General features: G+C 35.3%; 20 protein-coding genes. 7 read left to right on the top strand and 13 right to left on the bottom strand.

All coding sequences use genetic code 11. From position 1 onward, the window contains the following. Nucleotides 1-44: 44 nt before the first annotated feature. Genes IPH52_22690 through IPH52_22680 form a run of 3 tightly spaced genes read left to right on the top strand, consistent with a single transcriptional unit; the run spans nt 45 to nt 6,153 of the window. The gene (locus IPH52_22690; protein MBK7057807.1) at nt 45-5,282 is read left to right on the top strand and encodes an AAA family ATPase; all 5,238 of its coding nucleotides are present in this window, start codon (nt 45-47) and stop codon (nt 5,280-5,282) included. 14 nt (nt 5,283-5,296) lie between these two features. Next, nucleotides 5,297-5,803 carry a hypothetical protein gene (locus tag IPH52_22685; protein ID MBK7057806.1) on the top strand — a complete coding sequence of 169 codons (507 nt, stop codon included), beginning with the start codon at nt 5,297-5,299 and terminating at the stop codon, nt 5,801-5,803. Further along, nucleotides 5,800-6,153: a hypothetical protein gene (locus IPH52_22680; GenBank protein MBK7057805.1), complete on the top strand. Its 354-nt coding sequence runs from the start codon at nt 5,800-5,802 to the stop codon at nt 6,151-6,153. Before IPH52_22685 ends, IPH52_22680 begins: the two co-directional genes overlap by 4 nt. A 5-nt stretch (nt 6,154-6,158) precedes the next feature. On the opposite strand, the gene IPH52_22675 is transcribed toward IPH52_22680, so the two are convergent. The 8 genes from IPH52_22675 to IPH52_22640 all read right to left on the bottom strand — a co-directional run bounded on the left by IPH52_22675 (nt 6,159) and on the right by IPH52_22640 (nt 15,435). Further along, nucleotides 6,159-6,398 carry a hypothetical protein gene (locus tag IPH52_22675; protein MBK7057804.1) on the bottom strand — a complete coding sequence of 80 codons (240 nt, stop codon included), beginning with the start codon at nt 6,396-6,398 and terminating at the stop codon, nt 6,159-6,161. A gap of 359 nt (nt 6,399-6,757) precedes the next feature. Beyond that, complete coding sequence (locus tag IPH52_22670) at nt 6,758-7,333, bottom strand: hypothetical protein (GenBank protein ID MBK7057803.1); 576 nt, start codon at nt 7,331-7,333, stop codon at nt 6,758-6,760. 11 nt (nt 7,334-7,344) lie between these two features. After that, nucleotides 7,345-9,504 (bottom strand): FecR domain-containing protein, encoded by a 2,160-nt coding sequence (locus IPH52_22665; GenBank protein MBK7057802.1) that lies wholly within the window; start codon nt 9,502-9,504, stop codon nt 7,345-7,347. Next, nucleotides 9,488-11,383, bottom strand: coding sequence for a HAMP domain-containing protein (locus IPH52_22660; GenBank protein ID MBK7057801.1), 1,896 nt, complete (start codon nt 11,381-11,383; stop codon nt 9,488-9,490). Before IPH52_22660 ends, IPH52_22665 begins: the two co-directional genes overlap by 17 nt. 97 nt (nt 11,384-11,480) lie before the next feature. Next, the gene (locus tag IPH52_22655; protein ID MBK7057800.1) at nt 11,481-12,524 is read right to left on the bottom strand and encodes a helix-turn-helix transcriptional regulator; all 1,044 of its coding nucleotides are present in this window, start codon (nt 12,522-12,524) and stop codon (nt 11,481-11,483) included. 13 nt (nt 12,525-12,537) lie between these two features. Next, on the bottom strand, nt 12,538-13,080 hold the full coding sequence (locus IPH52_22650) for a phosphopantothenoylcysteine decarboxylase (GenBank protein ID MBK7057799.1): 543 nt from the start codon (nt 13,078-13,080) through the stop codon (nt 12,538-12,540). Then, a complete protein-coding gene (locus IPH52_22645; protein ID MBK7057798.1) occupies nt 13,073-14,413 on the bottom strand; it encodes an HlyC/CorC family transporter in 1,341 nt (446 codons plus the stop codon). The genes IPH52_22650 and IPH52_22645 overlap by 8 nt, the downstream gene beginning before the upstream one ends. Before the next feature lie 101 nt (nt 14,414-14,514). Then, nucleotides 14,515-15,435 (bottom strand): hypothetical protein, encoded by a 921-nt coding sequence (locus tag IPH52_22640; protein MBK7057797.1) that lies wholly within the window; start codon nt 15,433-15,435, stop codon nt 14,515-14,517. Between the two features lie 71 nt (nt 15,436-15,506). Here IPH52_22640 and IPH52_22635 point away from each other — a divergent pair, with 71 nt between their 5' ends. The 3 genes from IPH52_22635 to IPH52_22625 all read left to right on the top strand — a co-directional run bounded on the left by IPH52_22635 (nt 15,507) and on the right by IPH52_22625 (nt 18,248). Then, nucleotides 15,507-15,689 (top strand): hypothetical protein, encoded by a 183-nt coding sequence (locus IPH52_22635; GenBank protein ID MBK7057796.1) that lies wholly within the window; start codon nt 15,507-15,509, stop codon nt 15,687-15,689. Nucleotides 15,690-15,703: 14 nt separating this feature from the next. Next, entirely contained in the window at nt 15,704-16,786 is a 1,083-nt protein-coding gene (locus IPH52_22630) for a DUF1624 domain-containing protein (protein ID MBK7057795.1), read from the top strand. Between the two features lie 340 nt (nt 16,787-17,126). After that, nucleotides 17,127-18,248 carry a hypothetical protein gene (locus IPH52_22625; GenBank protein MBK7057794.1) on the top strand — a complete coding sequence of 374 codons (1,122 nt, stop codon included), beginning with the start codon at nt 17,127-17,129 and terminating at the stop codon, nt 18,246-18,248. Between the two features lie 12 nt (nt 18,249-18,260). On the opposite strand, the gene IPH52_22620 is transcribed toward IPH52_22625, so the two are convergent. The 4 genes from IPH52_22620 to IPH52_22605 form a co-directional block, all read right to left on the bottom strand. After that, entirely contained in the window at nt 18,261-18,800 is a 540-nt protein-coding gene (locus tag IPH52_22620; GenBank protein MBK7057793.1) for a putative metal-dependent hydrolase, read from the bottom strand. A gap of 4 nt (nt 18,801-18,804) precedes the next feature. Continuing rightward, nucleotides 18,805-19,326, bottom strand: a complete 522-nt coding sequence (locus IPH52_22615; protein MBK7057792.1) for a 3'-5' exoribonuclease — start codon at nt 19,324-19,326, stop codon at nt 18,805-18,807. A gap of 245 nt (nt 19,327-19,571) precedes the next feature. Continuing rightward, nucleotides 19,572-20,735, bottom strand: a complete 1,164-nt coding sequence (locus IPH52_22610; protein ID MBK7057791.1) for an acyl-CoA dehydrogenase family protein — start codon at nt 20,733-20,735, stop codon at nt 19,572-19,574. Between the two features lie 105 nt (nt 20,736-20,840). Continuing rightward, nucleotides 20,841-21,389, bottom strand: a complete 549-nt coding sequence (locus IPH52_22605) for an LEA type 2 family protein (protein MBK7057790.1) — start codon at nt 21,387-21,389, stop codon at nt 20,841-20,843. A 189-nt stretch (nt 21,390-21,578) separates the two neighbouring features. On the opposite strand from IPH52_22605, the gene galT reads away from it, so the two are divergent. Further along, entirely contained in the window at nt 21,579-22,592 is a 1,014-nt protein-coding gene (gene galT / locus IPH52_22600) for a galactose-1-phosphate uridylyltransferase (GenBank protein ID MBK7057789.1), read from the top strand. 17 nt (nt 22,593-22,609) lie between these two features. Here galT and IPH52_22595 read toward each other — a convergent pair whose 3' ends face one another. Further along, nucleotides 22,610-24,436: a methyl-accepting chemotaxis protein gene (locus tag IPH52_22595; GenBank protein ID MBK7057788.1), complete on the bottom strand. Its 1,827-nt coding sequence runs from the start codon at nt 24,434-24,436 to the stop codon at nt 22,610-22,612. Nucleotides 24,437-24,441 lie beyond the last annotated feature (5 nt).

The following is a 24,441-nucleotide window of genomic DNA, read 5'->3' as shown; positions in this document are numbered from 1 at the left end:
TTCTTTTCTTTCTAATTTATTTTATACCTTTTTAATGGCGCAATATGCAAGAATTTGGAAATTATGAAGTTCAAACAAAAATCTATGAAACCAATTTTGTAGAAATACAGAAAGCAGTTCACAAGAAGAACGGCACTAAAGCAATTCTAAAACTAATCAAAAGTGAATTTCCCTCTCCTGCTGTAATCGCAAAGCTAAATCATGAATTTAACATTCTTTCTCAAATAGATTCTCCTTATATTATAAAAGTCTATAGCTTAGAAAAACAAGAAAACCGATTAGCAATTGCTATGGAGGATATTGACGCTATATCTCTAAAAGAATATCGCAGAGGCAAATTCAGATTAGCCGAATTTTTTAAAATTGCAGCTCTAACGGTAAGTGCAATTAAAGATGTTCACAAAAATAATATCATTCACAAAGATATAAATCCTTCCAATTTTATTTACAATCAAAATACAGAAGTTCTAAAACTAATCGACTTTGAAATTTCTACTACCTATGCCATAGAAAATGTTATGTTGGAAAATGTAAATGTTCTAGAAGGAACTCTATCTTATATTTCTCCTGAACAAACGGGTAGAATGAATCGAACGATTGATTACAGAACTGATTTTTATTCTCTCGGTATTACCTTCTATGAATTTCTTACCGGCAAATTACCATTTGACTACAGTGACTCAATGGAATTGGTTCATTCCCATATTGCTAGACATGCAATTCCTCCTTGTGAAATTGACCCTTCCATTCCAATTCCTCTTTCCGATTTAGTTATGAAATTGATTTCTAAGACTTCTGAAGACAGATACTTGAGTAGTAGCGGCATACAATATGATCTTGCTATTATCAGTTCTGGCATAGAGAATTATATCCCTTCTTTTACTGAGCTTGGAACAAAAGATACTTCTAGCAAATTTCAGATTCCGCAAAAACTTTACGGTAGAGAAAAAGAATTGGAAGTTTTACTCGATGCATTTGATCGTGTTGTGTCCGACAAAAGCGAAATGCTTCTGATTGCAGGATATTCCGGTATAGGCAAATCTGCATTAGTCAACGAAATACATAGACCCATCACGGAAAGGCGAGGATACTTCATTTCCGGAAAGTTTGATCAATACAATCGAAACATTCCCTATAAAGCATTCGTAAACATATTTCAAGACCTAGTCAAACAGCTATTATCCGAAAGCCAGCAACAATTGGAAGATTGGAAACAAAAGCTAATAATATCTCTCGGCGAAAATGCGCAAGTAATCGTAGATGTAATTCCTGACATTGAAATCATCATTGGCGAACAACCGCCATTAGCCGAACTTGGAGTAAACGAATCACAGAATCGCTTCAATCTAGTGTTCCAGACATTCATTAAAGTATTCACAAAACCGGAACATCCTCTTGTTATTTTTCTAGATGATCTTCAATGGGCGGATGGGGCTTCCCTACGACTCATGCATCTGCTAATGAGTCATCCTTCTCCCGGATTGTTTTTAATTGGCGCTTATCGAGACAACGAGGTATCCGTAACATCTCCATTATCCATTACCCTCGAAGAAATTGCAGGTGCTGGTGCTATTCTAAATTATATTTCTCTTTCCCCTCTCAGTCTAGAGAACGTTACTGAACTCATAGGGGATACTTTAAATTTGCCGATTATAGATGTAACTTCTCTTGCCAAATTAGTCTTTCTAAAAACAGCCGGAAATCCATTCTTTCTGAATGAATTTTTAAAATCTCTAGCGCAAGAAAAACTAATATATTTCGATGATAAAAACAGAATTTGGACTTGGGATATAGGAAAAATCGAAAAAAGAGGTTTTACTGATAATGTAGTAGAATTCATGACCGGGAAAATTCAGCTATTAGCTATGAATACGCAAGATATATTGAGATTATCCGCTTGCATAGGAAACCAGTTTGATCTAAAGACAGTCGGGCTTGTTGCAGGATATTCTATTGAGGATACTCTTCATTACCTACATCCAGCAATCATGGAAAATTTTATTATTCTAATTGGTAGTATTTCGGATTCAGACTTTATTCCTTCTTCCGAAAATAGTATTGAAGAAAGAATTCCAGAATATAAATTTGCACATGATAGAGTTCAACAGGCCTGTTACTCTCTCATTCCAGAAATGGAACGTGCAAAAACTCATTTCCAAATAGGTAGACTTCTTGAAAGTAGAATGTCCCAAGAAGAAAAAGAAGATAATATTTTTTCTCTCGTCAATCAACTTAATTTTGGAATTTCCCTTTTACAAAGTCAAAAGGAAAGAATAGAATTAGCCTCACTCAACCTAATAGCATCCCGCAAAGCAAGAGCTTCTAGCGCTTATCAGGCTACTATTGATTATGCGAAGAATGGCATTGCACTACTCGGTGCAAATGGATGGAAGGATAACTATCAAATGAATCTGGCTTTTCATGATCTTGGTTCTGAGGTTGCCTCTCTTGTTGGAAACTTTGACTTAATGAATGAGTGGATGCAAGACTTACTAAATAATGCAAGTAACTCACTCGATCAAGTTCCAATCTACTTCGTCAAAATCCAAGCGCTTGCATCACAGAATAGACTTCCAGAAGCAATTGCTACCGGCAAACACATATTATCCAAGTTAGATATTCATTTCCCGGAACGACCTACTCCGGAGAATTACCTAGAGGGAATGAAGGAAATTAATTTCCTGCTTGGAGACAGAAAGATTGAAGAACTTTTTTCTCTCCCAAAAATGAAAGATCCAGAAATACTTTCCATTATGAATATTGGTGCCTGCCTAATTCCATCCTGCTATAATTCTGGCTCTCCATTATTTCCATTGCTAATTATACTTTTGGTAAACCTATCCATTCAATTCGGCAATAGTCAAATTTCTGCTTTTAGTTATGCAACCTATGGCATTCTATTGAATAATATCCTTCATGATATACCTTCTATGGATGAGTTTAGACATGTCGCCTATCGTCTTGTTTTAGAGCCAGAGAATAAAATCATGCGCTCTGCTACACATATTACAATTGGATTATTTTTGCTCCATAGAAGATTTCATTTACACGAAACAATTCCGATCTTGCAAGATGGTTATCAGGTCGGGCTAGAAACGGGAGCATTAGAATTTGTGGGTTATAATGGTTATTCTCTATGCCTGAATTCATTCTGGCTGGGGGATCCATTACCTGCTCTAAAAACAAAATTTCTAGCTTATAGAGACAAGCTAAGAGAAGTAAACCAACTAACTGCGGCTAATTACTGTTCTATCTTTTTGAATGCTGCATTAGAAATAAGCGGGAAAGAAGATCATATAGGAACGGATTTTCTTGTATCGCGTCAAAAGACAGTAGAAGAAGCAAAAGCCTCCGATGATAGAACTAGATTATTTTATTTTTTTATTCATGAACTATTCGTCCATTACCTATTTGAAGATTATACTATTGCAGAAGAAGATGCAATGCAAGCAAGAGAATACCTTACCGCCGGCGGTGGCACAGTGGGAGAGGTGAATTTATATTTCTATGATTCTTTATTAATTCTTTCAGGGTTAGCTTTACATGATGCGAATAATCGAGATTTACCTTTTACTGATTCAAAAGAATGGAAAAGAATGGAGAAAAATCAATCGCAACTTGAATACTGGGCATCTTATGCCCCAATGAATTATTCGCATAAATGGAATCTTGTAGAAGCAGAAAAACATAGAGTCTTAGGAGAAAAACAATCAGCACAGGACTTTTATGATCAAGCAATGGAATTAGCAAAGATAAGTAATTATACCCAAGAAGAAGCCATTGCCAATGAACTATATGCAAAATTCTGGCTTCAATTAGGAAAAAAAGAATTTGCTCAAGTGCATTTGAAAAAAGCTTATTACCTGTTTTCGAATTGGGGGGCTAAGGGCAAACTTGGTTTACTGGCAAAAAAATACCCTTTTCTAAGCACTAAAACCAATGAAAATGATTTGGATTATTTTAGCGGCAAAAAAAACATTTCAAAGAAAACAACAGAGAGCACAACTAAAATGGAAGCCAACCTTTCCCTTGATTTTGTTTCCATTTTAAAAGCTTCTCAGATTATTTCGGGCGAAATTATTTTAAGCAACCTGCTTGGCTCTTTAATGAAAGTCCTAGCCGAGAACGCAGGTGCAGAAATAGGTTTCTTACTATTGGAAGAAAATGAAAAACTGTTCATTGAAACTTCTTGGAATGCAGATGAAAATAAAATCAACTTTGACCGAAAAGAATTGCGAGAAGATAGTGAGCTATTATCCTCATCTATAGTAAACTTCGTAAATAGAACAAAGCAAGAACTAGTAATCGAAGATGTTACAAAAGAAGGAAAACTAAAAGATTCATACATTAGAAAAAATAAACCTAAATCGGTCTTATGTATTCCACTCTTGAGCAAAGGAAAAATTGTAGGAATCGTCTATCTAGAAAATAATCTAACGTCTGGTGCATTCACCAAAGACCGAATTGAGGTAATTAAGATATTATCCTCTCAAGCTGCAATTTCTATCGAAAATGCAAGTCTATATTCAAACTTAGAAAGCATCACGAAAGAAAAAACCAGAATCACAACTGAAATGGAAATTGCAAAGGATATTCAGACTTCTCTTCTTCCAATCTCTCCGACTCTTTCTGGTTTCGATGTGGCTACTTATATGTTAACCGCTGATTTAGTTGGGGGCGATTATTTCGATGTAATTCAAACGGAGGGACGAGAATGGTTCGTGATTGGGGACGTTAGTGGACATGGCGTTACGGCAGGGCTACTCATGATGATGACTCAAACTGCTATTCATACCATTTTAAATTCTCTAGAAACGAAAGACCCTGCCCTGCTCTTAAGTAAAGTAAACCAGGTCATCAGTTCGAATATCCAAAAAATGAAACTTAAAAAATACATGACCCTAACTTTATTTTTGAAAGAGGCAAATGGGTCTATTTATTATTCAGGCATGCACCAAGATTTACTTCTCTATGTAGCCAAGAAAAAAACTGTAGAAATTATTGAAACAAACGGAAGCTGGATTGGGTATTATGATTTACACAATGAATTCCAGGTAGATCATATTAATATGGAGTCTGGTGACGTATTACTTTTATTTACCGACGGAATCACTGAATCTACAAATATTGATGGTTATATGTATGAGATTAATGGCTTAGTAAAAATTCTCAAAGAAAAAGGAAGTGAATCTGTCGAAGTAATCAAACAGAGCATTTTAAAATCTTTAGAAGATTTTAAAACGGAAGACGATACCACTTTTATGATTTGCAAACGAAAATAAAGAGACGAAGATAAATGACGCAAAATATGGATATAAAGTTTTTCATGAAGTTCAGTGCTCAGCCTGTTTGGAGTGTCGTCACTGATATTCGTAAACAGATTAGTTCTCTCATAGAAAAAAAAGGGTTCACAATAGATACTCTCGAAACATTAGAAATAGTATGCATGGAATTATTTGAGAATGCAATCAAATACGGATTATCCACGGACGATGCCACAGACGTCTCCCTCGAAATTAGATATAGTAAAGAACACGAACTAAATATTTCTGTTTCGAATGGAATTGAGTCTGTAGAAAGCGTTCAAGCCTTCATAGATTTTTTAGATAAGATAAAGAATGCAAAGGATTTAGAAGCTCTTTACATGGAAAGACTAAAAGAGATTGCTGAAAATCCTAAAACCGGACAAAGCCAGTTGGGCTTATTTAGAATTGCCTACGAAACCGAGTTTAATCTCAAATATGAAATTTCAGGAAAAAAAATAACCGTTATAGCTACAAAAAAAATAGAGGAAGCAGAATGAAATCGTTCGAATTTGGAAATCTAATAATCAATGCAGAAGAAAAAGGAAATACATTTATTTTTTCTTGGCAGGGAAAGAGTGATAACAAAGAATTAATCAATGTCCTAGAGCCTTATTATCTAGAAATAATTGAGGAGGCTAAAGGTAAAAAGATTATAATAGACTTTACACAGTTAAAAGCAATGAACTCATCTTCCGTCCCTGCCATCATTGGATGGATGAAAGCAATGAACGAAAAAAAAATCGATGCAACCATTCTTTACAATAAAGATTCCAATTGGCAGAAGACCTCTTTCAGACTCTTATCTGGAATTGGCAAAGGATTTAACGTAGAGGTAATTCCTGCTTAGTAGTTTTAAAAACGATACGAAAAACCAAATTGAAAACTTCCTCGTCCCTGATTGCCTACATTCAAAAAAAGCCCCGAAGTCTTTTCACTGGATTCAATCGCTTTCTCCGTTGGCATTTTATTCCATAGAATATCCGCAATATTATAGATGTAAATAGCAGCCGCAATGCCAAGCACTGCTTCTTGTTTTTCTAGATTGTCCTGGGCTTCACTGCGTGAGTGAACAGATTGATTTCTTAGATACAATGCTGCGGGTAATAAATTTCTTTCTCCCGGTATTAAAAAAAGCAGATTCGAATATCTTTCCGATCGAGCTACAGAATAATCCTTATAACTCTCAAAGAAAAAATAACTACCTAGAAAAAAGAGAACAGAGCCACCAATTGTATATGCTTTTGTTTTTTCAGTCTTATAGTATTGTCCCCAACCCGGAACTAAACTAGATCTCCAAAGAGGAGGGATAACTTCAGCCGAATAAGATTTAGACTCCGTTGGCTCCTTTACTTCTTTTGTTTCAGATTTTGCAGGCTCTTCTGGTTTACCATTTCCTCTCTCTTCCTTAACTACAACTTCTGGCTCTTTAGGCTTCGGCTTTTCTTCTAATACTAAAAAGATTTCTTAGTCGTAAACTTATTTAAGGGGTTTCTAAGTGTTAGCTGGATTTGATCCGGTTTAGTATAAGATTCTAGATTTACTCTAAATCTTAGTTCAGTATCAGAAATTCTTTGTAGATTCTTTATAGGTATCTTATCTGAATTAGATTCTAGTTCAATTTCCATTTCTTCTAAAAAGTATTTGCCTTTAACCACTATTTCCTGTTCCTTCTCTGGAAGAAAAAAAGAATACCTGGAATCATCATTGATTACAGGTGGCTGAGAATACACAACTTCGAGGGGTAGCCATTTACTCCAATGTTTTACTTTTTTAAACTTATTTAATACACCTACGCGATATTCATACTTTCCGGGTTTTAAATCTAAATGCGCTTGGTTTTCTTTGAGACTAAGTTGTATTTGTTTATTGTTCTCAGGTCTAATTTCCAATTTATAACTCTCTGCATTTTCGACTGGCTTCCACTGAATCACTGTCTTACCTGTATGAACATCAGTAGCCTGAGGCAAAATTCCATTAGCCGTTAGGAGTAAACAAATCAGAATTAAAATTGACTTTACTTTTTTCAAACTCGACCTCACTAAAATTTCTTATCAATATGCTGTTTCTTGGGTGTTACTATCTCTGGTGCAGACGAAGGCGCTGATTTTAATGCGATAGTAAAAAACTCTACTGCTATCGGAGAAAAGAAATCCTTCCCTTCTGTAGATTTAACTTTAGCCTTAATCTGCCATTTAAACTTGCCTTCATCTAAAATATTCAATTCTTTTACAACATATTGGTTCGTGTTTACATCATCTGAAACTATAAGCTTATCACCGTTATCCGCTTTTTGAAAAAGTTCGATTCTATAAGAAACAGCATTTGGAACTGGCTCCCAATTAAAGTTTAATGTATCGAGATTTGACATATCTACAACTTCTGATCGTCTTGGACTCTTTAATATTGGCTCGTTCAATAACAAAGGGATTTTAAAAGACCTAGGTTTACTCTTTAGAAGCTCCTCATTGGTCTCAGAATTAACAAGACTTAGCCGCACATAATAAGTGCCCGGATTAAAACCATCCAGGCTAGTCCCAAAGGAAGCTGTTGTTTCTGACTTATATATAGAAGTAAAGTCTGGCTTATTTGAAATTTCTAACTTAAAGTTTCCGTATAAGTCAACCTTATTCCATTTGAAGTCTATTTTATCTGATTGTCTAACCGCAAACTCTTCGTTATCCTTTGGGAAAATAAATTCGAGACTCGCAGGCTCTTTAATTTCAAACTTAGATGTGGAATAATTTGAGTTCTTTCCGTCTTTGGTAATCCCTCTGACTCTCCAATAATAAGAGTTCTTTTTTAAATACTTACTTGGAACATGAAAGTTCTTTGTAACTTTTTGATTTTCTAGAATATTATTAAAGGACTTATCGTCTGAAATCTGAACTTCATAGTTCGTGTATTCAGGCGAACCTTTCCAATTCAAAACAAACTTTTCTTTTTCTACGGCAGTAACTGTTGTCGTAGTTGTATCAAGAGCAGTAATCTCTACAGGATCTAAGTCTACTTTTTTCTCCACCGAAAACATTACAATTTCAGAGACTTGTGCTGCCGTATTTGCAGATACAAATTTTGAACTGACTCTTGCAAAGTATTTTCCATCGGTGAGTCCATCAAAACCAAACCGATTTGTATGTGAATCGAGCGACTTAACAATATCTTTAAATTCATTGTCTCTCGCAATTTCCAACTTATACGATGACGCATACTCACTCTTATTCCAAGAAAATGTAACGATAGGTAATGAGTTTGTGTAGGTATACTTTGCCTTATTCGCAGGAGAAAATAACTTAATAGGCTCTTCATTGATCAAGGAAAACTTTCTGACTTCGCTTACGACGGGAGGCTTATTTTGATTATTCGTAACTACTCTCCAGTAATAAGTGGAAGTGGGTAATTGTAATTCTGCGCTATTCTCTTTTGTAACGGAGATTTTCTTTGTCTTTTTAATAAACTGATAGTCTTCGGAAATTTCAAGATTAGTTACTGAGTCTACTTGTTTCTGACTGGGACTTTGCGGCTCCCAAGAAAAACTAACAGCAACTAAATCTTTGGCAGTCATAAAAATAGAACGATCGAGGGGGTTTGTGAGCTTAACGGGATTAGCCTGGACTTCTACTTTTTCTTCCTTGACTGTTACAAGTTGATCTTTCTGTATTACTTGTTCTCCCTCTTTTGTTTTGATAGTAGCATTTCCCTTATCGACAGTTAGATTCAAATTCTTGTCATCTGTCTTTGTGAGTTTAACATCCGACTTTTGAAGCTCGATTGTTTTATCTCCTGACTTAATATTGAGTTTTGATTCACTTGTGTTTTCATTTTCCGATCTTTTAGCGGTAAATGCTCCATAGGCGAAGTCAAGATTGATATTCTGGTTGGAAAAATCCAATAGAATCATACTATTCTGATCCATATCTATCTGAGTCTTATCGTTTAATTCAATGGTGACGTTTGACCGATCAGCAGTTCGAACTGAATCTAGATTTGTAATTGGTGTATCTCTATCAACTGTTTCCCAGACAACTTGCCCATCTATTTTTCTTTGGATAAGTTTTTCTTTATAGCGGATAATTCCTATTATCTCTTTATCGCCAATCCCGATTTTTCTTTTGAAGTCAAAATAAAGAAGTAGCGAAAAGAAAAAAATTAAAAATAGCAAAACAGATACTACAATCTTGTTGCTATTCAAGGATTTCATACTTGACTTCCTTTTCTTCGTCTTCTTCCTCTTTTCCTTCGGAAGGCTTAGGAGCTTCATATTTAATACCGACAAGCCTTCTTACTGCATCCATATCTTTTGGGCAATTCGGATCGTCTTGTCTTCCTAGAACTGCATAAATTGTTTGCGGCTCTGATTTTCCTTTTACTTTAATCGCTTTCATTTTTTCTACTTTGAAAATATCTTTTACGATCAAATATAAATCTTCGCTAATTAAAATATCGGTTCCGAAAGGTTTATTAAGTGTTTCCACACGGGAAGCAAGATTTACAGCATCTCCAATTACGGTATACTCCATCTTATCCGATGAACCAATTTGACCTGCTACTACAGGTCCATAGTTTAGACCACAACCTATTTTAATAATTGGTTTTTTGTCTCCACCTCTGCCTTCATTAAACTTCATGAGTGCTGCTCTCATCATAAGAGCGCCATTTACAGCGTTTTCTGCATCATTCCCACGAGAAAATGCCGCACCCCATGTAGCCATCACTGCATCACCGATAAACTTATCTACCGTTCCATTGGTTTCATTGACACAACGAACCATCTCGGTCATATAAGCATTTAAAAATTCGACAACTTCTTGCGGATCTAATTTTTCTGATATTGCGGTAAATGAGCGTATGTCGGAAAAGAATATCGCGCAATTTTTTTTCTCACCGCCTAATTTCAATTCTCCGTTAAGAACCATTTCTGCAACTTCTTTATTTACAAATCTTCCAAGTGCATCCTTTACTTTCTCTCTCTCTTCTAGTCCCTTACCCATTTTTACAAATGAGTTTGTAAGTAGTCCAACTTCATCACGGGCAGCCGGAATTATATCTACTCGAAATTGTCCCTCTTCTATTTTCTTTGTTGCAGATACTAAGTTTAAAATTGGATTTGTGAGTGAGTTCGCGTAAAAGAATACAACTAAAATTGCAGTGCAAAGTGTTATTGCCATAATGAGAAGATTTCTTCTTTGAATGTTGTAGACTTGCTCAAATGCCTTTTCTTCTAACACAGTAGAAATGACACCGATTCCTGCAAAGCCAATCTTTTTAAAAGAACCCATATAGTATTTTTTAGAGTTCTCTTCGTTTTCGTAGCGCGTTAACCCATTATCCACTGTGCTCTTAAGCATCGCTTTCACAATGGGAGACTCGGAGAGATTTGTTCCCGATAAAACAATATTGGAATTTGGATGCGCAAGAACAATGCCTTCTCCATTCACCATAAAATTTTCTGTGATACCGGATGTTTTAAACGCGCTTAAGAATTTCTCCATTCTAAAAATAGTAACCAGGATTGTTCTAGATTCATAATCACTTCGGTGAGGAATCGCAAGAGCAATGACTGGATACGGAAAGCCAGGACTTGCATTGTGAATCACAGGCTCTCCATGAAATGCTTTTAATAATTCCTTTGAATGAAGTTTTAAAATTTTAGTTAAATCTTCTTCTGTTACTCTGTTTTCTGAAAGATATTTATCATTGTAATTTACTAGCTTTGGTTTTAAATTTCCATTTTCTTCTGAAAAAATTCCGAATAGAATAAAATTTTGATCGTCTTTAAAAAATGATTCCGTGAATTTCTGCTTCTCTTTTTCTGAATTGAACTTCTGCTCTTCAGCATTTGCCATTAGCCGCGTCTTATCAAGAACAGATTCAATGTCTGTCTTTACTTTTAGTCCGATGACTTCTGCAAGTTTGATATTTAACTCTTGAACTCGAATTTCACTATCTGATTTAAAGAAATAGGTCGCGATTAGAATGATGGCGGAAATGGATATAATGAAAATCAAGGAAATGATCGACATCAGCTTGACTCGAATTGTTAATTTTGAAATTTTGAAGTCGTTTTTCTTTTTTTCCATATAATTGGCGTTATCCTAGTGACAGTTTTGTAAATGTAAACTCATTTTTTTGCTAAAACAAATTCTTATTTTTCACTCATTTGCTATCATACCCACACTATTGATTACTGTCAATATTTCTTGTTTTAAATTCTCTTGGGCTTAATCCTGTAATCTTCTTAAATGTAAAATTAAAAGAAGACTTTGAATTGAAACCACAATCCATTGCAATGCGTAAGATAGAATGGTAGGAATACTCTTCCTTTTTTATTTTGTGAATAAACTCATTTATTCGATACGAATTTAGAAAAGTATAAAAATTTTTTCCGAGCCCATCATTGATCGCTTGACTCAAATTATTTTTACTTACCTTTAGTTCATTCGCCAAATCTGTAATTTTTAAATTTTCATTCAGATATGGCTTTTCCTCTTCCATATACTTTAATAGTTTATGGATTATTTCTTTAACTTCATCTGCCTTTAAACCGGACTTCGCATATTTACGTTCATTAAGAGAAACTTCTTCCTCTGAAGCAGAATGAATAAATGAGTTAGGTTGATGTAAGAGTAAATTCGATAACTCTTTCTCACTGCTAAGAAATTCTGCCAGCTTGTCTTTTTGGGCTTCGATTTTTTTTATATGCTTTTCAAATACATGCACCACAATCAAAGCCATTCCAGAAAATAAACTGAGAGCAATCATATTATCAATTAAGAATTTCAGATCGAGTCCATGCTCTTTCCTTTTAATAAAATATATTGCAATGCTTATAGAGAAATTATAAAGAATAGTAAAACTTGTAACTCGCAGAGAAGTAAAAAGAAGAAAGAAAATGATAATGGTTGGAAAATAAATTCCTTCATGTCCATGAAAGGTTCCAAAAAATGCACCAACAGTCATCGTAAGTAAAAAACCGAACGAACTAAACACGAATGCATATTTAGGTTTTCGATTTAGCAAAAGAACTAAAGTGATAGAAGATGTGACTGTCATAATAAATAGACCAGGTCTACCAGAGAGCGTATTACGATAAATAGCCACAGGAAAAGAAATCAGACAAATAAAAAGAGTCATCAAATTAAAAAGGAAAAGATATTTGACCTTATCTTGAACGATAGAATTCTCTTCCGATTTTAGGTTCGCAAAGGATTTTGCTATCATAATAATGTAATTATCAAATTGCTTTCTTATGTATTTCAATGATTTTGTTTTGAATCAAACTAATGTCAGCTAATTTTCCTTGTCCAGCATCACCACAAACTACAACACCAGAAGATGGATCCAATATTTGAACCCCATCTTTTTCTAAAGTCTGTAAATTCCGTGTCACTGCCGGACTTGTATACATTCCGGGATTCATAGCAGGAGCAATTAGAATAGGACAAGTGGAAGCAAGATAAGTAGACGTTACTAGATCATCTGCTATTCCGTTTGCGAATTTACCAATGATATTCGCGGTAGCAGGAACTACGGCAAATACGGAGGCAATATTTTTCAATTCGATATGAGCCATGCCTGTATCATATTCATTGATGCGAACAGGTCTACCGCTTAACGCTTCAAATGTAATACGACCAATAAACTCAGTAGCATGAGCAGTCATTATGACACGCACAGGAAATCCTTCCTTTGTTAAATTGCGAACAAGCTCACAAGTCTTGTAAGCGGCTATACTACCAGTAACCGCAATTACAATTTCTTTAGTAGGATTAGTCATAGTCTTCTTTTGTTTGGATATAGTGAACGGGTGCTAAATCAAAGCGAATGTTTAGAATTTTATTTCCCTGCATCTTTTCTACAGTGAGAGTTCCCTTTGTAATTGTAATGGAACTTCCTTCAGATGGCATATCCTGGTGCTTCTCAAGAAAAAATCCTGCAATGGTTCGGACATCTTTCATTCCTTCCATTTCATCTTCATTTAGTATATCTTCTAGATCGTCTAACTCTGCTTCGCCGTCAATGGTATAAGAATCCGTTTTTACATCATGCAAAGCTTCAATCTTTACATCTGTCTCATCATGAATTGGACCGAACACTTCTTCCATAATATCATCTACAGTCAAAAGACCGGCTACTCCACCGTATTCGTCCACTACGATTGCCATATGCTGTTTGTATTTGCGAAGCTTTTGTAATACTTTTTCAATAGAAAGAGTTTCGGGAACAAATACAGGAGCTTGCATGATTGATTTCACAGTTGCATTTTTATTCCGATTGGTTCGAGCAAGCCATTCTATAACAGCCTGAACGTGGATAACACCGATTATCTTGTCTGTCGTCTTATTGTAAACAGGGTATCTAGAGAAATGATTCTTGGCAATTACAGGTAGAATTTCTTTAATCTTTTCTTCAGCGGAAAAACCAACTATACTCAGACGATGAGTCATAACTTCTTTTGCTTCATGCTCAGAAAACTCAAACGTATTTTGAATGATCTGCAACTCTGCATTATCAATATTACCCTGCTTGGTATGCTCTTCTAAAAGAATCATAAGCTCCTCTGCACTGTGGACAAACTTATGATTTAGATTATTCAGCTTAAGCGTTTTCATAAACTGATTTGTGATTCCATTCATGAAATAGGTAATTGGATAAAATAGGTAATAGAAAAATAATAGAGGTAAAGAGGAATTAAGCGCAATGACCTCGGTGCTCTGAATGGCTATCGACTTAGGAATCAATTCCCCTAGCGTAATATGCATAAAGGTAATGAACATAAAAGAGATTGTAATCGAAACACCTTCCAAGTTCCAACTTTCCTTACCTGGAAAATCTACCATTTGTAAAATGCCTTTGAGTCCTACAGCTACGAATTTCTCGCCAAGCCAACCTAGAAGTAGGCTAGCGATTGTTATCCCCACCTGACACACGGATAGCATATCGTTTAGCCTAACAAGAACAGTCTTAGTGAGACTCGCCATAGGACGATTCTCTTTGATCATTTCTTCCAATCTGGAAGGACGCAAAGACACTAGTGCAAATTCAGCAGCTACGAAAAAGCCATTGATTGCGACTAAAAGAAGAATAATAAATGTTTCTATAAGAGCCATGTTTTTACAAACCTGACCAGTTGTTTTGAAATTTGATTTTGTTCACCATCTGCCATAGGAAATTATTTGTTTTTATAAAAAACGAAAAGTATATAGTAAGTTTAATTTTCAAGACTCCACGCGTCTAGCCATTCACAGGACTCAATTTCAAAATTGTATTCACGAGTTAAAATTTCAACAAAATTTGGAGTATGTGCTGCACCATAAAGTAGACCGAGTTCTAGTGGAATTTGGGAACTAAACTTAGGTTTTAAAAAAGTAAGGGCAATTTTGTTTCTTTCTATGATTATAGCCTCACGGGGAAGGCGCATTTCTTCCAAATAAGCCAAATCATTTGCGGATTTCACAAGATTATGAGACATTTTCTTTTTAAAATTTGCAATCTTAGCTCGGTATTCTTCTGGATTATCTTTTGGATTCATCTTGATGATCTCTAGATAGTCTCTCGAAATAGACTGGCTATCGCCTGAAAAGTTCGATGAAAGGGAATCAAACTGAATCCTATGAGTCTTCAAAAGTTCTACGAATTGATTAAAGTCTATATCTGCATTGATCCAATTTGCCTTAGGTCTTAAATGGTCGGCTTGATCAGCAAAATTGAGAAACCGAGCAATTTCCAATTTTAAATCGGAATATTTTTTGATACTGCGCAAAGTATCTGTTTCATCGGTAGATTGTGCCACCAAACTGACAGGATATTTATCATCTACAACCTGCGACTGCGCTTTGTTACTCACTCGAATCCCTTCATAAAATAGATAATCCAAATCGTTAATAATTTTCTGAATATTCAAATAGCATTCTTTGTCAGCGACGTGAACTACTCCAATGATTTTGAGTCGGACATTTGTATCTTTAGACACCAAAGTATAAACGGATGTTTGCAAAGCAGTCTCCGTAGTCCTTAAAAAAGGAATATCCCTTGGAGACTCACTGAATACAGGAATCGTAAAAAAAAATAGAATTAGAAAGAATGCAAGAAATTGGTAAAACGACTTCCTAAGAGGAACCGAATCAAACATACATTTCACATTATTGTGGTAGTTCTAAATAGTCACGCAAAAATTTATTTTCTATTTTACAATTGACTAACATGAATTCGGTATTAGGATTTTTTAACCACAAAGAAAAGAATGCAAAGTTTTTGATTTATCCAATTTCTAGCATGAATTTCCTTAGTGCTCTTTGTATATTTCATTTCTTTGTGAACTTTGTGGTAAATTCTTTTTCTTACATCGAATTCACGTTGACTAGAAAGAATGGAATTAAAATCTGAAAGAAGCAATACCAATGACAAATACAGAAATTAAAATTATTCCACGAAATCAAACCCTAGATGTTCTACGCGGTCTCGCCATAGCAACAATGATTCTATCAAACTTTGCAGGAGAAATTCTGAAAGCACCTCACCCATTTATACTAACTGTATTTGGCTCTCTAGCCGCACCACTCTTTGTGATGATCGCAGGTTTCCTGGTTGGATTCTCAGTGTTAAACAAGAATTATCCGCTTTCCTATTTTCTACTTCGAGGTTTTCTCACTTGGTTTGTCGCGGCTAGTATTGATACATTTCTATGGAAAAGCTATCCCTTTATTTCAGTAGACGTATTGTATCTGACAGGCCTGGCACTTCCATTGACTGCTTTATTTATGAGAATGAAATTGCCATTTAAAGTATTCTTCGTCATCCTAATCTTTGCTGCAGCTCCAATGCTTAGAGTTTATTTTGGTTATGTGGAAAAACCAAGTTTTCCTCTGATCTGGAAAGAAGGACATTTTGTTCCTTTCGAAGGTCAATTCATTGTTATCCTCAAGCACTGGTTTATTGACGGTTGGTTTCCAATCTTTTCATGGATAGGAATTGCATTTACGGGAGCACTACTTGCCCAATTAAGATTGAGTAGAGAAATCCTATCAAAGCGAGACAATGGTTTTGTATTCCTTATTGGATTAGTTCTTTTACTTCTAGGAATTTTTTTCTGGAACGACGAATTTCGATTAGCCGCAAGAGGCAATTACACAGAATTATTTTATCCGCCAACGCTTTCTTACTACTCCGCCTATTTCGGTGGAATTTTACTTTTGTATCTTCTTGTCGAGTGGAATTCTAATCTAAAAATCTATACTCCTCTGCGGCTACTTGGCGTTAGTCCTTTATTTTTTTATTTCTTGCATTTCCTAATCATCTCCAAGTTCATAGCACCCGGCTTCGGAAAAACAACTGAGGCAGATGTATATATAAGCATAGAGACGTTCTTCCTATCTTATTTTCTTTTAATTCTATTCTGTCTATTCTTAGCACTCATCATCCTGCTTATAAAAAAGAGATATCCAAACCCACCTTTTCTGATTAAGTTCTTCATCGGAGGTTAATGATATACGGATTGCCACAGAGGCACGAAGACACAGAGAGATGTTAAGAGAGTCTAAGCAAATTCAAAACAGTCTTAATTATTGCGATGCATCAAAATTACTATCAACAATAGTCTCAAGTATACTACTAAGTTTAGTCAGAAAGGCAAAATCACTATCTTTAATAGTATGTTTGATAGTATCCTAGACAGTATCTTTGATGCAATCGAAGGTTTAACTCGTGCATTCTCAATTACTTCCATGACTCATTGCCTCCGTGACAAAATCCATTGCTTCGTTTTTTTAATAGGCAATTTCCTAGATAAATTTTTTATTACAATAATCAATCTAGGATTTTCATATGAAGATTAAAATTTTTTATTCATTCGCATTATTTTTATTACTTTTCCTTATTTTTCTAATAGGCGAAGTCGCAACAAGACTATTTTTTAAGGGTATTGTGGAGTATCCACAGAATGGACAGGTAATAGATCCATACAAAAAAAATCCCTATCTTATAAAGTCAAAACAGTTTATCCATTCTCATTATCCAAACATAGAATACACACAAGCCCGTGCAGATTTTTCTGTTTCTTACAAAACGAATTCTTATGGATTTAGAGATAATGATTTCACCTTCAAACCAACCAAAAAAAGAATGCTAGTTGTAGGTGATTCATTAGTAGAAGGTCATGGGGTTGAATACGAAGAGACCTTTACATACTTCTTAAAAAAAGAATTTGAAAAGCAAAATCTCGAAGTATTAAACATGGGGATTCAAGGAACTTCTTTCAAAATTCATGCAGTAAACTTAGAAAGATTTTTTAAGTTAAAACCAGATGCGATTCTTTTTTGTTTAAATGAAAATGATTGGATAGATGATCGAGTCCACGAAATGCAATATAGACAATTACCAATCTTAGAGAATCCAAGTCTTTTTGATAAATCCTATTCCAGCTTCCTTTTTAATTTTAAGTTTGTTCAATTTACTTATTTTCAATATTACAAATTCTTTCATTCAAAATCCAAGATTGAAAAAGTCATTCTGTCCAATTTAAAAAAGATTCCATCTTTAGTAAAAGACCAAAGTGAACTAGATTTGTTTTCGGAAAATCGCTCGTTGCCTAAAGATAAGTATGCGGTTAATTTCGATTTGTCGAGAGAATACTTTAACTTCATCCTAGAGGAATGTCAAAAAAGAAATATAAAAGTATTTTTTACAAATGTTTCTTATTTAGCGTTTTCCCCAAACTTCGAAGGGGCGATAGATAGGGATTTAACGCAATTTTCAAATCAAAAGATGGAAGAATACTTAAAAGAAAAGAAAATTCCTTATCTTGATTTAAAAGATGTAGTAGACAAGTATTACATAGAAAATCCGAAAGGAACCTTTTTTATCGTAGGTGATGGTCATCCTACAAAAGAAGCACAAAGACTATTTGCAGAAAAACTATTTCCCTGGTTAGAAAAATTAGTTTTCTAAAAAAAGATTTTTTTACCAACCCATCCTTTTTTTCAAATTCTGTATGAAACCCAGATGATGCTTTCCGTGCCATGCATAAAAGCCAACAGTTGCATCCAAACAATGAAACTCTTTGTGTTCGGGATGAAAAAAAGTTCTTTGTAAATCTTCTTTGTAGAGCGACTTAAGTAAAATCACCCATCGCTTATGAAGACCTTCTAGTATCTGAAGTGAGTTTTCTATATCCAAATCTTTTCCATCGGCAAGATCAGCCCATCTATCTTCCGCATACGGCTTAATAGTAGGTCTGTCTTCGCTTAATGCCAATTTAAACCGAATAAAACTATTCATATGACTGTCCGCCAAATGATGAATAACCTGTGCCACCATCCAACCATCCGGCTTTGTCTTTGTGGATAATTGCTCGTTAGACCAATTGGCGACTGTCTGCCTGAGAACTGTTGGAAATTTTTCTATTTCTTCAATCCACACTGCAACATGCTCATCTGTTGTCTTTTCAGGATGAGTGAATTGTCCGATTGGATACTTGTTGTTATCTGCTGAGTTTGTCATAATTTTATCCTAGTGATATTTTTAGCCCATACTTCTCTACAATCGTAAGAAGTGCTTCTGCATTTCCCATTGCGTCGTCTACTGGGTTGTGGGTATGCTTTGTTTTGCGTAGATGTTTGAAATTCTCGAAAGTAGATTTGACAATTCCTTTATAGAGAGAGCCGAGATTAGTAGAGCTATGACCAAAGGGGTTACTAGCAATAAACCGGTGAAAGTAATAGCACATAAACATCCAATCAAATCCGTTATTGTCAGAGATGAACATTGGATTGCCTTTTGAATTTAGTTTTAACCAATGAGCGAATTCTTGCATGACAGATGCAGGCTCAGAGTGTAATAGCGTTTGTTCGCGACTCATATTTGATACGGCAAGTGCTTCTGGGATAAACTTTTCCGAGATAGGTTTTAACTTGCCGTAAAATGTTTTGTCGAGCGTCTTATCTACTAAAACGGCGCCGAAGCTAATCATAGAATACTCGCCCGGAATCGGACCATCAGCTTCGACATCGACCATAATATAGCTCATTGTTTACCTGCTTTGCCACAGAGGCACTGAGACACAGAGGATTTTCGATTTGTGCTTTTTTTATTCATATTCATCGCATTAAAGAGAGTTAATGAAAAATTTGAATTCAATTAAAAAATCATAATCGCATATTAACCAAATCTGAATTACGAAAAAAAGCAATATTCCGTGCAATTACTCTCTCTTGAATTTCTCCGTGACTCTGTGTCTCTGTGGCAATTCTATTCTGCTGAGCAGTTACCATTTTAACTATTTGGGTGCTCGATTCCTTTTCCGTCGTTGAGGAATTTAGAGATAATCACTCTTTGGATTTGAGAAGTTCCTTCGTAGATTTGGAAAATTTTAGAATCACGCATTAGTTTTTCTACCGGATACTCAGTATTATACCCGTAACCGCCAAACACTTGAACGGCATCTGTGCAAATTCTCATACACATATCAGCACAAAAAGCTTTTGCAAGAGAAGCCTGATAGGTATTCTTATGACCATTGTCAATCATCCATGCGGCTTGCCAACAGAGTAAACGTCCCGCTTCAATGTCTTTTGCCATATCAGCCAGCATAAAACTAATTCCCTGATTTGCAGAAATTGGTTTTCCAAATGCGTTACGTGTGTTCGCATAACGTATAGCATGTTCCATAGCTGCACGAGCAACACCAACAGCACCAATAGCAACACCAGGTCGCGTATGATCGAATGCACCCATCGCAATTTTAAATCCATCACCTTCATTTCCAACGATTTGGCTTTTGTGAATCTTTACATCTTCAAAAGTTACAGCTCTTGTATCAGAACATCTCTGTCCCATATTTTTTTCTTTCTTTCCGATAATGACTCCAGGAGTTTTGCTTTCTACAATAAATCCAGTCATCCCTTTGTGTCCTGCTGCAGGATCAGTCTTTGTGAGAACAAAAAACCAATCAGCTACGCCTGCGTTTGTTATCCACATCTTGGAGCCGTTGATCACATACTCATCTCCAACACGAGTAGCAGTTGTGCGGATACCGGCAACATCAGAACCAGCACCCGGTTCAGTAACCGCGTAAGCCGCTAGTTTGAATTCATGAGTCATAGGCTCTACGAATTTTTTTAAAACTTCATCGCTTGCTCCAATCAACACCGGCGCCAAAGCAAGATTATTCGCTAGAATTGCAGTAGCCATTCCTGAACAACCAGAATATAATTCTTCTCCCATGATTACATCATCCAATTCGCCCATCTCTGCACCATTGAATTTGGCAGGAATATGCAAATTCATTAGTCCTGCCTGCCAAGCTTTTTTGAGAATTTCCATTGGATATTCTCCTGTTGTATCATGATGCTCAGCTTTAGGAGCCATTTCATTTTTTGCGAAGTCACGCGCAAGGTCACGCAGTGCTTTTTGTTCATCGGTCATTGTAAAATCAATCATAGGTCAATCCTCTTTTCAATATTATGGGACAGGGCAAATTTACTTGTCTCCCCCGAAATTCTTGATATGCTTACTGATAGAATTTTCGAAATAGTCTTGTTGTCAAGGTTTCTTCTCTGACTTTTTGTTATTCCTGAGACTAGTCTTAACCTTCTCTTTCAAAGGCACATTCATCTTTCCAAGAATTGTGTTAAACTCAACTGTGCCTTCCAATACAAATTCCATTTCGCCTCCACCTAACACTGCTTTGATCAGGTCCGCAAAAAAAATAACTAGCTTCTTATTGACATTCTCTTCAAACAAAGTTTGCATATCAGCTTGAATGATTTCAGTCGCAAAGGCTGGAATCTCATGCTCGTTTGCATTGATAACTTCCGCTAAATGAGCGTTTTCATTTCCACCGTCAATCGTTGATATCTTAAAAGAAAATTTCTCGATTGTTACAGGCACATCATTCGTGTTCTCGATTTTAATATTTGCTTTAAAATAAAGCTTTGGGACAGGCGGAACGATAAACATACGAACATTTTTAATTTCAAGCGAATCAACTGTGATCTTACAATTTTCTAATTCTTTTCGTTTCTTCTCAATAGGATTTGTGCAGGCTGAGAAAAGCAAAATACAAAGTAATAGACTGAGTTTTATTTTCATTCCTGTATAATTGCGAATGTTGTTTTTTTGGCAATAGGTTTTTTGAAAGAACTCTGTCTCATTCAAATCTTGCTGATATTTATCATAGAAAGAAAAGAGTTTTTTTTAAGATTAAATCTTGCTTGATTAGAATTGATTTTAGATATTAGGCAAGTATACGTTTCGTATGACGTTGATAAGAAGGCTATTATGTCCGAGATTAGACAAAACATTATTACTAGAGATTGGGTAATCATTGCAACCGATCGAGCCAAAAGACCGCACGAGTTTACAAGAAAAGATTCACCAAAAATTGAAATACCAGAATATAGACATGATTGTCCCTTTTGTCCGGGTAACGAGCATTTGGCGACAAAAGAATTTTTAAGAATTGAGGAAAACAATGAATGGAAGATTAGAGTAATTTCAAATAAATATCCTGCCCTTTCTCCAGAAGGAGAAAGGTTTAGATGGAAGATAGGAATTAATTCTACCATTACAGGCGTTGGAGTTCATGATGTAATAGTAGAAACGCCAAAACATAATTCCATTACCGCACTATTACCTGAAAAGGATATTTATAATTTGCTCCTAGCTTTCAAGTTACGTTATGAAGAAATTGCAAAAGATACACGAATGGAAACAATCGTCATCTTTAAAAATCATGGAGAATCAGCAGGCACATCGTTAGAACATCCGCATTGTCAAATAGCGGCTACTCCCGTTGTGCCTTATAGTTTCAGAGCGAGGATACAAGAAGTAATGCGCTACTTCGATGATTATGGAGATTGCATCTTTTGTAGAACTGCTTTAGATGAAATTGCTGCCGGAACTCGCATCATTGCAGAGAATGTCAATTTTATCGCCTTCGTCCCATATGCCGCACTCAGTCCATTTCATATTTGGATTTTTCCTAGGGAACATACATCCTCGTATGAAGATGCTACATTAGAAGAACTAAAAGACCTTGCAAAAATTTTGAAGAAAGTTTTATCTATGTTATACTTTGGTCTTGGAAATCCAGATTATAATTTTACAATTCGTTCAACCCCTCTTGCAGAGCGGCGAACAAAGTATTACCACTGGTATCTTTCTATCGTTCCTCGAATCACAAAACAAGCAGGCTTTGAAATGGGAAGTGGTATGTATATCAATCCATCTCTTCCAGAAGAAAGTGCAGAGTATTTGAGAAATGTTGAAATACCAATACCACCGAAGTGGTAAATTACAATTAGATTCTTTTAAATTTTAAATTGAATAATATCTGCTTGCAAAGCTTTGTTTTCTGAATTTAAAGAAATTATCTGCTTATTAATATTATCGAGAGCAGCAATTTTTGATTTCATGGCAACGCTTACTTCTTCTCCAGATGCAGCAAGATGCTGATTGGCTCCAAGTATCTGCGCATTAACGATATTTACCTCTGTAATGTTTTTTTCAATGCCGGAAAGCTCCAAGGAAATGAGAGAAGATTCTTCTTGTGTATTTTTAACAATGGAAACATTATTCGAAATTACCTTTTCTATTTTAGCAATAATTTGAAATAATTTTTTACTACTATCATTTGTGATCCGAATTTTATTTACTGAATCGTTAATTTCTAAAGTAATATCATTCACGACCTGACTAATCCTTGCAGTAGCCTGCTGAGTTTGTGCGGCAAGATTTCCTACTTCATCGGCTACTACAGCGAAACCCTTCCCGTGCTCTCCTGCTCTAGCTGACTCAATCGCTGCATTGAGTGCAAGAAGTCCAGTTTGCTTTGAAATTTCCCTAACAGAAATAAGCACTAAGTGAATTTCCCTTGATCGTTCAGACAGCGATTCAGTAGCCTTCGCAGTCTCATCCAATTGAGAACTGATTGTTTTTAGTTCTCTATTAGCTAAGTTTAACTCTGCGTATGCGCTTGTAATTTCAGATAACAAGATTTGTGCGCTACTCAAATTTCTTTTTGATAGATTTGAACCATTCGAAATTTTCTGTTTAGACTCATTCATCATTTCTGTAATTGTTTCCGTAAAATGCATGAGTTGTCCTGTCTCATCAGCAACGCTATCAGTCGCAATAGAGACTTCTTCAAAAGAGGTTTTTGTTTCCTGAATTGCTTCCTCCAAAGTCATAGCGAGCTTATTCACACTCTTAGAATTAGATTGAAATGCTAAAAATAAAGTGCGGATACTTTTAATAAATTCATTAAATTTCATTGCAAGCTCACCAATCTCATTGTGGCTATCATTGATTAACTGCTTAGTTAAGTTTTTACTATTCGTAATTTCTTGAATTTCTTCATTAAATATCAAGATTGGTTTTATTACTTCTCTGTGAATTAAATAAAATGAAAAAAGGGATGCTAACACTAAACACACCAAAACAAAAATAGTCATTTGTAATAGAAACGTTTGCTTTTCCTTTGAATTCAAAACTTCTTGATTTGTTCTAGTTTCTAACAAAACATAAAAGTCATCTATTGGCTTCATAATATTAAATTTATCTTTGTGATATTTCTCGCTATGTAAAATTCTTCTCGCAAATTCTTTCAAATTTTCATTCGGTAAAATCATAGTCTTTGCATCTTCTTCCAATTTGCCTTGCATTGCACTCATAGCAATTTCTTCTGTTCTTACTAACCCATCCGAATTTTTTCTTGCTTCTTCTAGCTTAGTAAATTCAGAATCTGTGAATCCACTTTGTTTCATTAAATCAGATAGACTGACAGCCTTATCGTCCGGTCGCGGCTTATTTCCATTAACCGTATAGAAATCCCAATAGATTCGATTGTATTTTTCCGGTCTAGTTTTTTTCCCATTTCGAATATCTAAAACAGTAAAGAAATAGTCCTTATACTTTTCATCTCCTGTCAATGCATAGGTTCTCATTAATCTTGTTAAATCATCCGAACTCTGTCTTAATTCATCTGCAAGAAGATAAGAGTCAAATTTTCGATTTTGATTTTCATACAGTTGATTCTGACTTAGATACAGGGATATTATCAAAGCCGTTAATAATAGTATAATCGTTGTTAGCCCAATAAAGCTAATTGTGATAATTTGTTTTATAGATAATTTCATTTCCT

The organism is Leptospiraceae bacterium (genome assembly GCA_016708435.1).
Lineage (GTDB): Bacteria > Spirochaetota > Leptospiria > Leptospirales > Leptospiraceae > UBA2033.
This window is presented reverse-complemented; position numbering and strand designations above follow the sequence as displayed.